At 70.6% G+C, this 15,192-nt stretch carries 14 protein-coding genes and 1 tRNA gene; 3 read left to right on the forward strand and 12 right to left on the reverse strand.

All coding sequences use genetic code 11. From position 1 onward, the window contains the following. Window positions 1-123: 123 nt before the first annotated feature. Window positions 124-603 (reverse strand): HAD-IIIA family hydrolase, encoded by a 480-nt coding sequence (locus tag HNQ61_RS00170; RefSeq protein WP_170039312.1) that lies wholly within the window; start codon window positions 601-603, stop codon window positions 124-126. Window positions 604-702: 99 nt separating this feature from the next. Here HNQ61_RS00170 and HNQ61_RS00175 point away from each other — a divergent pair, with 99 nt between their 5' ends. Continuing rightward, on the forward strand, window positions 703-2,382 hold the full coding sequence (locus HNQ61_RS00175; RefSeq protein WP_170039314.1) for a protein kinase family protein: 1,680 nt from the start codon (window positions 703-705) through the stop codon (window positions 2,380-2,382). 125 nt (window positions 2,383-2,507) lie between these two features. On the opposite strand, the gene HNQ61_RS00180 is transcribed toward HNQ61_RS00175, so the two are convergent. From HNQ61_RS00180 to HNQ61_RS00200, 5 genes are all read right to left on the reverse strand, one after another. Further along, a complete protein-coding gene (locus HNQ61_RS00180) occupies window positions 2,508-3,944 on the reverse strand; it encodes an MFS transporter (RefSeq protein WP_170039316.1) in 1,437 nt (478 codons plus the stop codon). A 766-nt stretch (window positions 3,945-4,710) separates the two neighbouring features. Beyond that, the gene (locus tag HNQ61_RS00185) at window positions 4,711-5,889 is read right to left on the reverse strand and encodes an HlyD family secretion protein (RefSeq protein WP_170039318.1); all 1,179 of its coding nucleotides are present in this window, start codon (window positions 5,887-5,889) and stop codon (window positions 4,711-4,713) included. 89 nt (window positions 5,890-5,978) lie between these two features. After that, window positions 5,979-7,337: a TolC family protein gene (locus HNQ61_RS00190; RefSeq protein WP_170039320.1), complete on the reverse strand. Its 1,359-nt coding sequence runs from the start codon at window positions 7,335-7,337 to the stop codon at window positions 5,979-5,981. A gap of 71 nt (window positions 7,338-7,408) precedes the next feature. Beyond that, window positions 7,409-7,897 (reverse strand): MarR family winged helix-turn-helix transcriptional regulator, encoded by a 489-nt coding sequence (locus HNQ61_RS00195; RefSeq protein WP_170039322.1) that lies wholly within the window; start codon window positions 7,895-7,897, stop codon window positions 7,409-7,411. Window positions 7,898-8,043: 146 nt separating this feature from the next. Next, window positions 8,044-8,116, reverse strand: a tRNA-Ala gene (locus HNQ61_RS00200). Window positions 8,117-8,564: 448 nt separating this feature from the next. Here HNQ61_RS00200 and HNQ61_RS00205 point away from each other — a divergent pair. After that, the gene (locus HNQ61_RS00205) at window positions 8,565-10,787 is read left to right on the forward strand and encodes an aconitase family protein (protein ID WP_170039324.1); all 2,223 of its coding nucleotides are present in this window, start codon (window positions 8,565-8,567) and stop codon (window positions 10,785-10,787) included. An 82-nt stretch (window positions 10,788-10,869) separates the two neighbouring features. On the opposite strand, the gene HNQ61_RS00210 is transcribed toward HNQ61_RS00205, so the two are convergent. From HNQ61_RS00210 to HNQ61_RS00225, 4 genes are all read right to left on the reverse strand, one after another. Next, the gene (locus HNQ61_RS00210; protein WP_170039326.1) at window positions 10,870-11,319 is read right to left on the reverse strand and encodes a hypothetical protein; all 450 of its coding nucleotides are present in this window, start codon (window positions 11,317-11,319) and stop codon (window positions 10,870-10,872) included. 189 nt (window positions 11,320-11,508) lie between these two features. Then, window positions 11,509-11,721, reverse strand: coding sequence for a hypothetical protein (locus tag HNQ61_RS00215; protein ID WP_170039328.1), 213 nt, complete (start codon window positions 11,719-11,721; stop codon window positions 11,509-11,511). Window positions 11,722-11,732: 11 nt separating this feature from the next. Further along, window positions 11,733-12,275 (reverse strand): hypothetical protein, encoded by a 543-nt coding sequence (locus HNQ61_RS00220; protein ID WP_170039329.1) that lies wholly within the window; start codon window positions 12,273-12,275, stop codon window positions 11,733-11,735. After that, on the reverse strand, window positions 12,251-13,297 hold the full coding sequence (locus HNQ61_RS00225; RefSeq protein ID WP_170039331.1) for an NHL repeat-containing protein: 1,047 nt from the start codon (window positions 13,295-13,297) through the stop codon (window positions 12,251-12,253). The genes HNQ61_RS00220 and HNQ61_RS00225 overlap by 25 nt, the downstream gene beginning before the upstream one ends. A gap of 231 nt (window positions 13,298-13,528) precedes the next feature. Between HNQ61_RS00225 and HNQ61_RS00230 the strand changes: the two genes are divergently transcribed. Further along, window positions 13,529-14,224 (forward strand): AIM24 family protein, encoded by a 696-nt coding sequence (locus HNQ61_RS00230; protein WP_170040476.1) that lies wholly within the window; start codon window positions 13,529-13,531, stop codon window positions 14,222-14,224. Window positions 14,225-14,304: 80 nt separating this feature from the next. Here HNQ61_RS00230 and HNQ61_RS00235 read toward each other — a convergent pair whose 3' ends face one another. Both HNQ61_RS00235 and HNQ61_RS00240 read right to left on the reverse strand, forming a co-directional pair. After that, window positions 14,305-14,802 carry a DinB family protein gene (locus tag HNQ61_RS00235; protein WP_170039333.1) on the reverse strand — a complete coding sequence of 166 codons (498 nt, stop codon included), beginning with the start codon at window positions 14,800-14,802 and terminating at the stop codon, window positions 14,305-14,307. A gap of 11 nt (window positions 14,803-14,813) precedes the next feature. Next, window positions 14,814-15,164 carry a histidine triad nucleotide-binding protein gene (locus tag HNQ61_RS00240; protein ID WP_170039335.1) on the reverse strand — a complete coding sequence of 117 codons (351 nt, stop codon included), beginning with the start codon at window positions 15,162-15,164 and terminating at the stop codon, window positions 14,814-14,816. Window positions 15,165-15,192: the final 28 nt, after the last annotated feature.

Raw genomic sequence — 15,192 nt, forward strand, 5'->3', positions numbered from 1 at the left:
CGATCCTGCGTACATCCAGCGTACCGGCCACGCGCTCGTCCGCGATCCGCCGGGCCCTCCACCGCAACTCCCCCGCGACCTCCGCGCCCCCCGCGGCCTCCGCGTGAGATGCAGTTCCTCCCCTCACCATCCAAAGAAATCCCAGGCCCACGCGAACCGCACTCCCGCCGCCCGCGCCGCCTCCTCGTCCGACGGCGCGTTGCCGACGAATACCGTCTCATCCGCCCGCGCGCCGAAATGGCGCATGATGTCCATCAGCATGCCGGGGGCGGGTTTGCGGCACTCGCATTCCACCTCCAGCGCGTGCGGGCAGAAGCGGATGAATGCTTCCGGCACGTCGCGCCCCACTGCCGCGCGGATCAGATCTTCGAACAGCGCGTGACACGTTTCCCGCGTCATGTGGCCGTAGGCGACCTGGTCCTGGTTGGAAGCGATCCCCAGCCGCAGCGTCGTCCAGTCCATCGCGGACAGCCGCTCGTGCACGCGCGGCAGCAGTTCCCACTCGCCGAGGCGGTGCGGGCACGGCTTGCCGGGGACGGTGGTGCGCCGCAGTGTGTCGTCGGCGTCAAAGATGTAGAGGCGAAGGGCGGAATCGTCCGTCATCGTCGTCGAGTGGGCGGCACCTGTGTTGCGCTGGCGCCGGCCGCGTGCAGGATCGGTTCCGTGAATGAAAGGATTCGGGCGGATGAACGGCGGAGGCGCGTGATTTCGTTTCGCGACGCATGGCGCGACGTGCGGTTGATGGATGAAGTTCAGGAGCTGGAGCAGGCCGCGCGCGATGGCGACGCGGTCGCCTTTCTGGTGCGCGCGGGCGAACTGGAGCAGGCCGTCCTGGACGCGCGGGACGCCGGGTCGCTTGACCAGCCCGTGTCGGAAGAGGAGTTCACGCGGTTGATGGTGGAAGCCGGGCGCGCGTACCTGTCCCGCCAATCCCCCGCCCCGCGTGCGCTCGACCGCGCCGCGGAGGCGCTGGCCGCCATCCGGCTCACGTACGAAGAACCGCTGCGCATCAAGGCCCCGGAGGGCTACCTGCACTACGCGCTGGATCCCGCGGCGTTTGCGGAAGCGGCGCGGCGCTACGCGGCGGAGGTGGGAGCGGAGCAGGCGCGGCGCGCGGTGGTGCTCGGCATCCGCAGCATCGGCACCAGCCTGTCCGCCGTGGTCGCGGCGGCGCTGGGGACGGAGCGGCGCGCCACGCTGCGCCCGCGCGGCCCGTCCGGCCAGCGCACGATCGAGGCGGAATCCGTGTGGCGCGACGTCGTTCGCCCGGGCGTGGCGGACGGCGGCGACGTGCTGGTGGTGGATGAAGGGCCCGGCGCCACGGGCGAGACGTTCTGGCGCGTCCACGAGTGGCTGAAAACGCATGGGGTGGATGAACGGCGGATCGTCCTCTTTCCCAGCGGCGAGGGCGCGATGCCGCTGGCGCCGGAGGAGCGCCGCGCGTGGTTCGCCTCCGCGCGTCGGTACGCGCCACAGGTCGATCCCGAGCGCGTCCGCCGCGTCGCCGAGCGCTTCGGGCTGACGCTGGGCGACGATCTTTCGTGGGGCGCGTGGCGCGGGGTGGTCGATGGCGCCGCGGAGCTTCCTGCCGCGCCCATCCACGAACGGGTGAAGGTGCGCGCGGTTGATCCCGCGGGGACGCAGTGGCTCATCCGCTACGCCGGCTTGGGGCGATGGGGCGCCTCCGCGCGCGACCGGGCCATCGTGCTCGCCGACCTCGGCGCCGGGCCCGCCGTGCTGGGCGCGTGGGATGGTTTCGTGGTGCTTCGCTGGATTCCAGGAACGCCGCTCACCCGCGCGGACGTGGCGGATCCGGATGCGCGCGCGGCGGTGGCGCGCTACCTGGCCGCGCGCGCCGGGCGGTTCCGCACGGGCAAGGCGGTGGATCCCGCGCCCGTCCGTGCGGCGCTGGAGGAAAACGCCCGCGAAGCGCTGGGCGACGTGCCCGGGCTGGCCGCTGCGCTGGCGCGGATCGATGCGCTTCCGCCGCGCGATGCGGTGATCGCCGACGCGCGGTTGGCGCCACAGGAGTGGATTCGCGGTCCCGCAGGCATCACCAAGGTCGATGCGGTGGACCACGGTGCCGGCACGCGCCTTCCCGGCCCCGCCGACGCAGCCTGGGACCTCGCGGGTGCCGCGGTGGAGTGGGGATTCGACGGCGCGGAACTGGATGCGCTCATCCACCAGTGCTCCGCGGGAGAACCGGTGGATGAGCTCAGGCAGGCCGTCGCCGCGTACCGACCCGCGTACGCCGCCGCCTGCCTGGGCGAGATGCAGTTCGCCCGCTGGGAGGCGGGTTCCGATGCGGAAGCCGCCATCCTGGACACCGAGCTCGACCGCTACCGCACCGCGCTCACCGCGGAACTCGCCACCGGCGGATAACGACCGTTGCCGCGTTCGGACGGAGTTCGCCGCTGGCGGATACTGATCCGGCCGCGCGCATCACGAAGTTTGTGGCTGGCGGATACTGATCGGCGCCGCGCCGTCCCGGAGCGCGCGGCTGACGATCAGTTCCGCGCGGGCTGACGGGGTGCGCGCGGCAGAAAGAAGCTCAGCAGCGACACCGACGCGCCGCTCACGATCATCAGCCACCAGGTGTGGTGGAATCCGGTCATCGGGTTGGCAGAGGGATGGCTGGTGAAGGCCAGGACCAGCGCCACGCCCAGCGTCGCGCCCAGGTTGCGGACGGCCTGGTTGACCGCGGCGCCCGCGCCGTAGCTGTCGGACGGAAGGCCCTGCACGGAGACCGACGACAGCTGCGGCATGCACAGCGCAACGCCCAGCCCCGTAAGCAGAAGCGCGGGCAGATAGTGCGCGGGGGATCGCGGCGCGGTCGTGGCGGTCAGAAGCAGCAGGGCGGCGCCGGACGCCCACACCAGCCCGCCCGGCACCAGCAGCGCCCGCTGCCCCACCCGCCCCGCCAGCCGCCCGAACACCGGCGCCATCACCGCCACCACCAGCGGCCCGGCCGAGATCACCATCCCCGCCCGCAGGATGGGATACCGCCACACCTGGGTCAGAAAGAGCACGTTGCCCAGGAACATCGCCGAGAAGCCGGTCGAAAAGACCAGCATCGCCCAGTTGGCCAGGCGAAACGGGCGGGAGCGGAACAATCCCAGGTCGAACAGCGGGTTCTCCACCCGCCGGCACCGCTCGATGAAGGCGCCCAGCAGCAGCAGCGAGGCCGCGAACGCCGCCGCGAAGCGCACGCTTACCCACCCCCACTCCTCCGTCTGCACGACGGCGTAGGCGCTCAGCGCGAGCGAGGCCATCAGCAGCACGATGCTGGCGGCATCCGGAAAGCGACCCGGATTCTGCTCGCGCCCCTCCGGCAGCACGCGCATCCCCAGCAGCAGGCTGATGATGCCGACGGGAAGGTTGATGTAGAACGCCCACCGCCATCCCAGGTGCTCCACCACCACGGCGCCCAGCGTGGGCCCCAGCGCGCCCGCCACCGCGCCCACCGCGCTCCACACCGCCACCGCGAGCGGCACCCGGGCGCGCGGAAACGTCTGCAGCACCAGCGCGAGCGACGACGGCACCAGCGCCGCCGCGCCCACCGCCTGCAGCATTCGCGCAATCACCAGAACGCCGACCGTGGGCGCCGCGCCGCACAGCATGGAGGCCACGGTGAACACGACGACGCCGGCCAGAAACGTCCTCCGCCGCCCGATGCGGTCCGCCAGCCGCCCGGCGGGGATGAGCATGGCCGCAAAGACGATGGTGTACGCGTTCAGCACCCACGACAGCGCGGAGGTCCCGGCGCTGGCGAAGTCAGCGCCGATGGCGGCAAACGCGATGAACAGGATGGTCGTGTCGAGAAACACGGCGAACATGGCGAACGCCGTCGATACGAGCACGATCCACGGGTTGATGACGCGCGCCGCCCGCGAGTTTGGTTCGGCGACGGGCATCGCGGCGGCGTCCTGTGCGACCGCCGTCATGCGGGCCACACTCCGACGAGGCCGGCCAGCGCGCCGGCTTCCCCGCCGGTCGCGCGGCCACGTGTCGCGCCCACGCCTGCCCTCCCCCGTCCCGCGGCGGGCGGACGCACGCCTGCACGGCCTTCAGAACTCTCATCCCGCATCGTGGCTCCCGTGCTCGCGCGTCGGATTCCCCGGGTCAGCATCGCCCGGCAGTTTCATATGACGATTATCATATGATAGCCGTCATCTCTGGTCAAGCACGCTCGGGACGACAAGGCGCTCAGCACGGCGGCGCCGTTCGGGCGAGGTGTGCGGGTATCCCTGAGCGGATGAATCCGCCGCTCGAACAACGCGAAGCCCCGACTCGCGGCCGCTGGCGCGTCCACGATCGGGGCTGCTGCACGGGAGACGCGCGGGGACACGAGGCATGCTCGCCGGAACGAACGAAGCGCCCGGAGGCGGCTGCCTCCGGGCGCGTTGGCGTGAACGTCAGCGTGGATCACGGGCCGAAGCCGGCGGGCGCCGCGTGAGGGATTCGCGCCCGGAGGGCCGAGAACCCGGTTCGCGCGTGCCTCGACTTCGCTCTACGAGATCAACCGTGGCGCGAACCGGGGGCTCGGCGCCGTTGGCAACAGCTGTATCGTTGCCTACGGCGCGCGAAGCCCGGCCCCGCGCAGCGGGGACACGCCCAGAACCGAAGTGCGTGAGTGCGTTAGTGCTGTGTGCGTCAGTGCGTGAGTGCGGAAACGGCTGTGCGAACATCCAGGCCGTTCCCGCATTCAGATCACGTGGACGGGATGTCGACCACGACCTCGGCGCTCATCCCCGGCCGCAGCGGGTGCGCGGCGTCCATTCCGCCGGTGACGCGCACCTTGACCGGAATGCGCTGCACCACCTTGGTGTAGTTGCCCGTGCTGTTGTCCGGCGGCAGCAGGCTGAACTTGGCGCCCGTGGCCGGGCTCAGGCTCTCGACCTCGCCGTGAAAGGCGTGGCCCGGATAGGCGTCCACCTCGAACTCCACGTCCTCACCCGGCACCACCGTGCGGACCTCGGTCTCCTTGAAGTTGGCCACCACCCACACGTCGGTGAGCGGCACCACCGTCATCAGCGGCTGGCCGGGCTGCACCAGCTGCCCCGCCTCCACCGTGCGCTTGCTCACCACGCCGTCCGCCGGGGCGACCACGCGGGTGTAGCTCAGCTGCAGCGCCACCCCGTCGCGCGCCGCGCGGGCCGCCGCCACCCGGGCGTCGGCGCCCTGCAGCCCGGCCTGCGCCACCGTCACCTGCTGCGACGCCGCGCTGGCGTTGCGCTGCGCCGCCGTCACCTGCGCCTGGGCCGCCGACACCGCCGAGTTGGCCGCCTCGGACGCCGCGTTGGCCGCGTCCAGCTGCTGCTGGCTCACGATGTTGCGGGCCGCCAGCGTGCGCATGCGCTCCAGGTCGGAAGTGGCCTTGCGGGCCGCCGCCTGCGCCTGCCGCACTTGGGCCTGGGCCTGGGCCACCTGGGCCTGCGACGCCGACGCCGAAGCCTCCGCCCCGCCGATCTGCGCCGCCGCCTGCCCCACGTGCCCCTCGCCGCCGGAGACGGCCAGCAGCGCGTTCAGCTCGGCGTTGGCCTGGGCCAGCCGGGCCTGCAGGTCGCGGTCGTCCAGCACCACCAGTACATCGCCCGCCTTGACGTGCTGGTTGTCCTGCACCATCACCTTGTTCACGTAGCCGCCGGTGCGCGCCAGCACGGGGGTGATGTGCCCCTCCACCTGCGCGTTGTCGGTGGTCACGTGCGACTGCGACCACTGCCACTTGCGGAAGCCCCAGATCGCGAGCCCCACCAGCGCCACCGCCACCACGCCAAGGATGATGCGCTTGCGCATTCCCCCGCCGGCGGGCTCCGCCGGAGCGGTGCGGGCCGGCTGCGCGGGCGCATGCGCCGCGCGCGGTTCCACTGTCTCTTCCATCTGGGCCATGGGGCCTTCTCCCTCGTCGTTCGTCAATATGAATCCGGCTCCGCGCCGCGCGGCCGCCGCAGGTTGTTCGTCCGTCCCGCCAGAAACGCTCAGCGCAGCGTGTCGGCCGAGCCCACCGCGCGCGCCAGGTTGGCCTGCGCCGCCGCCGTGGTGAAGCGCGCCTCGATCACCGCGTCGCGCGCGGTGATGAGCGAGGCCTGCGCCTGAATGAGTTCCAGGTTGCTCGCCACGCCGTTGGTGAAGCGCTCGCGCGCCAGGGCCAGCTCGTCTTCCGCAAGCCGCAGCCGCTCGCCGGCCACCTGCGCCTGCTCGCGCCCGTTCTGCAGGTCCAGCAGCGCGCCCTGCACCTCGGCCTGCACCTGCTGCCGCAGATCTTCCGACCGCACCGCCGTTTCGCGGATCACCGCGCGCTGCTCCTGCAGCCGGGCCTCGCGGCGGAAGCCGTCCAGGATGGGAAGCGACAGCTGCAGCCCCACCTGCCCCGTGCCGATGGCGTCGCCGGCGTGCAGGCCGTTGGCGCCGTAATCGGCCACCACGTCCACGCGCGGCAGCCGCTCTGCCTGAATGGCGCGCCGCTGCGCCTGCGCCGTCGAAGCCTGCGCCAGCGCCTGGGCCAGCTCCGGGCGCCGCTCCAGCGCCTGCGCCACGGCCGCGTTCTGCTCCGTGGGCACGCCCGCGCCGAAGCCGCCGTCCGCCAGCGAATCGGTGAGTACGAAGCGGGTGGCCGGGTCCGCGCCCAGCGACCGCGCCAGTTCGATCTGCGCGCGCTCGGCGGCATTGCGGGCCACCAGCACCTGCCCGTCGGCCGCCACCTTCTGCGTACGCGCGCGGGTCACGTCGATGGCCGTGCTCACCCCGGCCTCCAACTGCGCCTGGGCCAGTTCCAGCAGTTCGCCGGCGAGCGCCGCGTCCGCCTGGCGGGCGCTGAGCGTGGCCGCCGCGCGCGTGGTGCGCAGGTAGGCCAGCGCGGCGCGCTGGGCCGCCGTCTGCGCCACCGTGGCGCGCTCGGCCGTCACCGTGCCCACGAACTCGCGGGCGGCGCGGGTGCGCGCCACGCCCGCGGCGTCAAACACGGTCTGGTTCAGCCGCAGGCGCGCGTCCACGCCGCTCACCGGGCCGATGAGCGGGTCCGGCGCCGGGGTGCCTTCCGCGCGCGGAAGGCTGATGCCCATGGCTTCCAGGTTGAAGGTGCGTTCCGACACGCCCGCCGCGGCGCTCACCGAGGGGAGCAGCTCGGCGCGCGCCTGCCGCACCCGTGCCTCCGCCTCGGTCACCCGCAGCTGCGCCGCGCTCACGCCGGCCGTGGTGGTGGCCGCGCGGGACACCGCCTCGGACAGGGAAAGCGGCTGGGGAGCCGTCTGCTGCGCCGCCGCCGGCGCCGCGCACAGAATGCCCACCGCGAGCGCCGCCCGCGACCACTGTGCTGCGTCCGTCCTTATCTTCCGCATCGTACGGTTCTCTTGTTTCGGCATCCCCGGCGCGCCCCCACGGGCGGTCCGGGTGAAGGGAGCGCGGACCGTCATGCCGCCGCGCGCTCGCCGCAGCAGCCCGGAAGCAGCAGCGGATAAAGCAGTTCCATCGCCCGGGTCACCAGGGCGCGGTCTTCGTCGCCCAGCGGGGCCAGCATGCTGTCGATGGACAGCTGCGCGGGGCGGATGGCCGATTCCAGGCTCAGGCGCCCTTCGCGCGTCATTTCCAGCAGCACCTTGCGGCGGTCGTCCTCGGCCGTCTGCCGGCGCACCAGCCCGGCCTGCACCAATTCGTCGATGAGCTTGGAGGTGGTGGGCGCCTGAATGCCCAGGAACTCGGCCACCTCGGAAAGCGAGGCGCCCGGAGTTCCGTACAGGTAGATCAGCGACCGCACCTGCGAGTAGGTGAGGCCGTCGGCCTCGCGGTGCTTCAGGCCGGCGCGAATCTGCCGCATCACCAGCGCCGAAACCTCCATGAGGCTGCGCCCGATCCCCATGGGCGCTTCGCCGTCAACGGTTTCAAATGCAAATGGTTTCATAAACGAAATATATCACGAACACCGATTTCGTGCAAGAGCCAGAGTAGCTGGAAAGCGGGGACGTTCGATCGGCGGCGGGACGATGCCGGACGCACGAACGCGCCCGGACCACTGCTGCGGTCCGGGCGCGTTCGTTTTTCCTGCGATGGAGCGTATCGGGTTCGAACCGATGACCTTCCGCTTGCAAAGCGGATGCTCTCCCAGCTGAGCTAACGCCCCTGATGCAGCAAAACTAACCGCATCCCCTCGGTTCCTCAAGCCCGTCCGCATCTCGATTCCCGGCGCGCCTCCACGAAACTGCCGTTTCACACGGAGGTCACGGAGGATGCACGGAGGGCACGGAGGAAAGAGAAGAACCTCACACAGAGCCGCAGAGACACGGAGAGAAAAGATCAAAGGAATGGGAGATGGGTTGATTCTCGTGCAGTTCTTTCTCTGTGTCTCTGCGGCTCTGTGTGATCGTTTTCCGTTGCTGTTCCTCCGTGACCTCCGTGCATCCTCCGTGTACTCCGTGTGAAACGGCAGTTTTCCCGTTCGGTCGCTCGATCGAAGTTGCCCGCACGGGTTGCACGCGCGCCCGCAAGGCCGCAGATTCGAACGATTGCGGACGTTCCGCGGGCCGGAGATCCATCCCGGCCCAGCTCCCTGCTTCCCCGCGGGTACACGAATGATTGCCTCGCTGCTCACGCGCCCGATCGAAAAGCTGCCGCCCGAGGTTCGCCTCCACGGCCGCGTCCTCTTTCTTCTGGACGACCCGGACCTGGTCCGCCGCCAGCTGGCCGGCGAGGACGTGGAGCTCACCGACGAACTGCGCGGAAAGCTGCGCGACAACATCTCCACCGACGAGATCACGCCCGCGTACATCTGCTACTACTTCGACGAAACGCTGGGCGAGTTTCCGTACCTGGGCCTCAAGGCCGGCGACGAGTTCCCCATCAAGCAGGGCAGCGTCAAGAAGGGCGGCTTCGTGGCCTCGGTCAGCGGCCGGCGCCGCGGCAAGGGCAGCTCGCGCGAGCAGAGCCCGTACGCCGAGATGATGGCCGGCATCCAGGTGGTGATCGCCGAAAACATCGAGCGCATCTACCGCGAAAACTGCCAGAACCTGGGCGTGCTCACGTCCACCAATTTCGAGCTGATCGAGCGCATCCGCGCGGGCGAAACCATTCCGCTCAGCGAGTTCACCGACGGGGCGGACGAAATCACCCGCGGCATCATCGAGCACGGCGGCCTCTTCAACTACAACGTGGCCCGGCTGCAGGGCGCGGTGCGCACGCCGCCCATCAGCTGCCACCACGACCAGCCGGGCACCGTGAGCCCCGCCGCGGACGACGTGGCGGCGCTGCGCGGCAGCGGCGCGGACAACGAGCCCGGCCCCGGTCCCGGCACCGGCGTGGACTACGCGGCGGCCCAGTTCGTGGCCACCTCCACCAGCAACGTCGACACCGACTCCGGCGCCGCCCCCGACGGCACCGCGCACGGCCGCAAGCCGCGCCCCATGACCATCGGCGAAAAGATCTTCGCCCGGCACTGGGTCACCGACCTTTCCAATGGTGACATCGGCGTGCAGTGGGTGCAGCCGGGCGACAGCGGCTTCGTGCAGACGGACATCCGCTTCAGCCACGAGTACGTCACCCCCATGTCGGCCATCTTCTTTGAGCACTACGTGGGGCCGGATGAAAAGGTGCTGGAGCCGGAAAGCATCCTCTTCTTCCGCGACCACCTGACGTTCCTCAAGGACGCCATGCCGGCGGACCGCGTGCAGCTGGGGCTGCTGGACGTGGCCAACCAGCTGGAGGTCAAGCAGCGCCAGTTCGCCGAAAAGCAGGGCGTGCGGCTGTACGGCGAGCTGGGCCACGGCAAGCACGGCTCGGAGGCCATCTGCCACAGCAAGATCCTGGAGGCGTACGCGCTTCCCGGGCACATCATCATCGGCAGCGACAGCCACACGCCGCACGCGGGCGCCGTCGGCTGCATTGCGTTCGGCGTGGGGACCACGGCCATCTTCAACTCGTGGATCACCAAGGACGTGCGCGTAGAGGTGCCCCGCTCGTTCAAGGTGATCGTCAACGGCCAGAAGCCCGAGAACGTGTCGGCCAAGGACTTCATGCTGGAGATCCTGCGCCACCCGTACATCAAGGACGGCCACGCCATCGGCCAGATCATCGAGTACGCCGGCCCCGCGGTGGAATCGCTTTCCGTGGACGAGCGCGCGACGATGACCAACATGGCCGCCGAGGTGGGCGCCTTTACCGGCATCGTGGCCCCGGACGCCAAGACGGTGGAGTACCTGGTGCAGCAGCGCGGAATGGACCGCGCCGCGGCCGAGGCGCTCATCGACGGGCTGTACAGCGACGAGGGCGCCGACTACGTCAAGGTGATCGAGATCGACGCCAGCCAGCTCAAGCCCATGATCGCCCTTCCCGGCGACCCGGGGAACGGCCTGTACGTGCAGGAGCTGGGCGAAGAGGTGCGCATCGACATCGCGTACGCCGGCAGCTGCACGGCGGGCAAGAAGGAGGACATGGACATGTACGCCCGCGTCCTTCGCGAGTACCACGACCGCGGCCACCGGAAGCCCGAGCACGTGCAGCTCTACATCCAGTGCGGCTCGCAGGAGGTGTACGCGTACTGCCAGGAGCAGGGCTACGACCGCGTGTTCGAGGAGGTGGGCGCCACCTTCATCGAGCCGTCGTGCGGCGCCTGCATCAACGCCGGCCCCGGGGTGAGCCGCAAGCCCACCGACGTGACGATCAGCGCCATCAATCGCAACTTCCCCGGCCGCAGCGGCCCCGGGCAGCTGTACCTGGCCTCGCCGTACACCGTGGCCGCCAGCGCCATGGAAGGCCGCATCGTGGAGTGGGAACCCCAGCCCGAGCCCGCGCTGGTCTGACGGCGGTCGTGGGAGATGACGAGAGGGGCGCCCGGCGGAATGCCGGGCGCCCCTTCTTTCGTTCGCCGCCACGCGGGCGGCGCTACCAGGCCGTGCAGCCGCCGTGCGCCCGCCGCACCTGCGCAAGGGACAACGGGCGCCATCCGGCGGGGCGCGGCGCAAACCGCTGCGCGGCGGGGTTGATGCGGCGCGCCACGATCTCGATCGCCAGCAGCGAGTCGATGGGGACCGGCTTGTAGCCCGTGATCCGGCGTCCGTCCCAGGCGTTGGGAACCAGGATCACCGTGCAGGGGCCGACAGTCCCCACCGTTCCGGCGCGCCACCCCCGGCCGAACGGGCGCGCGCGGATGCGGACGTCGGCGCTCAGGGGCAGCACCACGGCCTGGTCCCCGGCGCGGGGCGGGGTCGAGGGGGAACGGGCCGGAGCCGAGAGGCTCGCGGCGGCGACCGGCGCGGGGCCGGCCGCGGCGCGCATCCCCAGGCTCGCGATGGCGGCGGCCAGGCAGAGCGGGACGGCGTGAGAAATCTTCATCCGTGACCTTCGGTGCAGAGTGGCGAGTCCGCGGCAGGCGGAATTGAGGTCAGGTACGACGGATTAAAGTCAGGTACGATGGATAAAATTCAGGTACGACGAATCAAATTCAGGTACAACGGATCAAGTCAGGTACGACGGATCGAACTCAGGTACCGCGGATCGTCATCAGCGGACGCCGGGCACCGGTCAGGTGGGCTCGCACGACACGCCGCCCGTGCAGCAGTATCCGGTGCTGCAGCATCCTCCGCAGTTCGCGCCCGTCTGGCTTCCGATGTAGAACTGCATCGGCTTTGCCGCGGAGGCGGGCCGGGGTGGCAGAACGGCGGCTCCCGCCGCCAGGGCCGTCAGAAGCGCCACCCACAGCCGGGAGCGCCCGCGAAGTTTCTGTTCGTTTCTCATGATGGATACTCCTATTGTGGTCGGGGTGCCTGCCGCGGCTCGGTAAGAGGGATGGCGGATGGACGTGCCGGCGCGGCCAGCGCGGCGAGCGCGTGGTCGAGCCGTGCGGAAACCTGGTCCGGGTTGTCGGAAAGCCGGGTGTGCCAGCGGATTACGCCATTGTCCGCCAGGTACACGGCGGGGATGGCGGTGTCGGGCAGAATGCGCCGGTGCACGGATGTCGGCACCGTGCACAGTTCCGCCCGCACGCGCCGTTCGCGCAGGTACGCCCGCGGAATCCCCTCGTCCCGCTCGGCGCCCACGTGAACCACGACCACCCGCACGCGTTCGCCCAGCCGGCGCTGCACCCGCCGCACCTCGAAGTCCAGGTTCTGGCAGGTCAGGCAGTCGGCGGTGCGGAACACCCAGAACAGCGTCGGCTCGTTCGCCCCGGCCGCGGACGCCCGCCACGCCGCGGGGACGGCGGAGCCCGGGTGCAGGGGCGCGGCCTCCGGAGCGGCGCAGGCGGCGGCGAGCACGGCCGCCGCGATCAGCGCAGACTGGCGAGCACCCATTCGTTTTCCGCCTCCGCTCCGGGCGCCACGAAGTACAGGCGGTCCGAGTGGGAATCCACCGCCAGCAGCCGCGGCACGGACCGCATCTCCAGCTTCTGCTCGCCGGAGCGCCCCAGCCGCAGCAGGTGCCACTCGCGGGTGTAGGCCCCGTCCGGCACGATGCTCTGGTAGGGGACCAGCAGGTCGCCGTCGTGCATCCAGAACACGTCGGCCACGTAGTCGAAGGAGGCCAGCCATCGCGCGCGCGTGCGGGGATCGTCCCCGTTCTCCGGCACGTCCCGCCCCACCCGGCGGAACCGGGGAGAGGGGAGCGCGAGAGTCCGCACCGGCGTCCCCGCGGTGGTGAACAGGTACACGCTGTCGCTGAGCGCAAAGATGGCGGCGATGGTGTCGCCGCGGACGGACGCCTTGGTCCACCCCGCGATGGTCGCGGCCACCGGGTTGCGCGCCTGCCGGAACGGAGCGAAGAAGCTGCGCACGATGCGGTCGCGGTCCACGTTCCACACGTGCAGCCGGGGGGAGGAGTTGTCGCCGTTCAGGATTCCGGAGATCAGGATCGTAGAGTCGGAAAGCGACTGTACGTCTTCCACGAAGCTCAGCGGCGACCGGATGGTGCGCACCACCCGCCGGCCGACGGAATCGAACACGGTAAAGCGGCCGTGGAAGTCCGCGGCAAAGACCTCTCCCGAGCGAAGGCGCACCACGTTCTGCACGTTGGAGAACTCGCCGGGCCCGCCGCCGCGCGCCCCGGCCTTCCACAGCAGTTCGCCCCGCGCGCCGTACCGCCGAACCTGGCCTTCCGGGCCGTCCGCCACCAGGAACCCGCCCCGCCCGTCGAACTGCACGGACGGGGACACGGTCACCACGTCCTCGTTCTCCTGCAGGGCGAATGGGCGGGAGACGGAGACGGCCTGGTCCCACGTGGCCAGGGCGCGCGCGGCGTCGGCCGCCGGAGGCGAACAGCCGAGAACGGAAGTGGCGGCGAGCGCCGCGATGCGCAGCCGGGGGCGAGGGACGGGCATGGAGCGCTCGCGGGCAGGAGGAAGGGAGGCGGTTCGGGAACGGCCGCAGTACATAGTAGCACGCCCCAAATAGACTTCAAAGGATCTTGTGCAATAGTCGGACGCGGCGGACGGAATTCCCCGCGCCCCCCACTCCCCGTGCGCCGCCGGGACCCGCTCTGGCAGGTGCCGGCGCGCACCCGTATTGTCCGCCCTCTCAGCATCCCCAACGTGCCGCCCACCAAGGAAGCCATGTCCCGCTACACCACCGACCAGTTCGTCGCCGCCACCGGGCAGAAGGACGACGCGCACGGCAAGTTCGAACTCGAGAATCCCTACACGCTGGAAGTGAACCTGGACGGCCGCGTGTGGTGCAAGGCGGGGGCGATGATCGGCTACGTGGGCGGGGTGAAGTTCACGCGGCAGGGGCTGTTGGAGCAGGGACTCGGCACCCTGCTCAAGAAGATGGTCACCAGCGAAGGGCTGCAGTTGATGAAGATGGAGGGCCGGGGGCGCGTGTACCTGGCCGACGCGGGAAAGCGGGTGCAGATCCTGGAACTGGCGGCCGGCGAGCAGATCTTTGTGAACGGCAACGACCTGCTCGCGCTGGAAGACGGGATGAAGTACGAGATCAAGATGATGCGTCGCGTGGCGGGAATGGCGTCGGGCGGGCTCTTCAACGTCCGCGTCACCGGGCCGGGGATGATCGCCATGACCACGCACTACAATCCCATCACCCTGCTGGTGCGCCCCGGCGAGCCCGTGTTTACCGATCCCAACGCCACCGTCGCGTGGGCCGGCACGCTCTCCCCCGACGTGCACGTGGACATGAACCTCAAGACGCTGCTGGGGCGCGGCAGCGGCGAAACCTTCCAGCTCCGCTTTCAGGGGAGCGGATGGGTGGTGCTGCAGCCCTACGAGGAAGTCTACATGCAGCAGTCCAAATAGCGGGCTCCGGACGCGCGAACGCCGCCGGAAATGCGCTCCCGGCGGCGTTCGTGTCCCGCGGCGGCGCGTCGGGACGGCGATCAGCCCAGCATCTTCTTGAACAGCGCGATCTGGCCGCAGTGATAGGCGTAGTGCTGCGCGGTTCCGTGCAGCATCACCGCGAAGCTGTTGGTGGGCGCGTCCGCCTGGCGCGGATCGGCGCAGATCTCGTGCAGGTCCGCGGGGGGAAACCGGCGAACCTCCTCCACCAGCGCGGCGTGCGCGGACACGAGGGCCTCGCGCGCGTCCGTCCAGGCCTTCTCCCCGCCGGCGAACGCGGGAAAGTCCACCGCTGCATCGCGCGCCACGCGGTCGCGCAGCCGGCGCGCCACCTCCGCCGTCCACACGCCCAGATGCAGCACCAGCTCGCCCACCGAGTGCCCGTCCGCGACGGGGCGCGCCGCCGCGTGCTCCGCCGTCACGCCCCGCAGCGTGGTCAGGAGCGAGTTGCCGTGCCACGGCTCGCCATGCAGCGCGCGATGGAGTTCGTCCAGGATCACGTCGTGCTCGGTGGGAATCACCGTCATCCGTTTCGTCATCGGCCCCTCCCTCACGCGGTGCCGTGGCCGGTGAGCGCGCGCCCGCCCATCAGATGGATGTGCAGGTGGGGCACCGTCTGTCCGCCGTCCTCGCCCGTGTTGATCACCACGCGGTAGCCCTGCCCGGCGATCCCCTCCTGCTCCGCCAGTCTGGAGACCACCAGCAGCAGGTGTCCGGCGAGCGCCTGGTCTTCGGCGGTGAGCTGCGCCAGCGACGGGATCGGCTTGCGGGGGATGATGAGCAGGTGCACCGGCGCGGCGGGGTTGATGTCGCGGATGGCGATGCAGTGCTCGTCCTGGTGAACGAACTGGCCGGGGATTTCCCCGTCGATGATGCGCGTAAAGAGCGTCCTGGCGGTCATGGCGTTCGCGTCCGGGTGGAAGGGTAGA

Source organism: Longimicrobium terrae (assembly GCF_014202995.1).
In the GTDB taxonomy this organism is placed as follows: Bacteria; Gemmatimonadota; Gemmatimonadetes; order Longimicrobiales; family Longimicrobiaceae; genus Longimicrobium; species Longimicrobium terrae.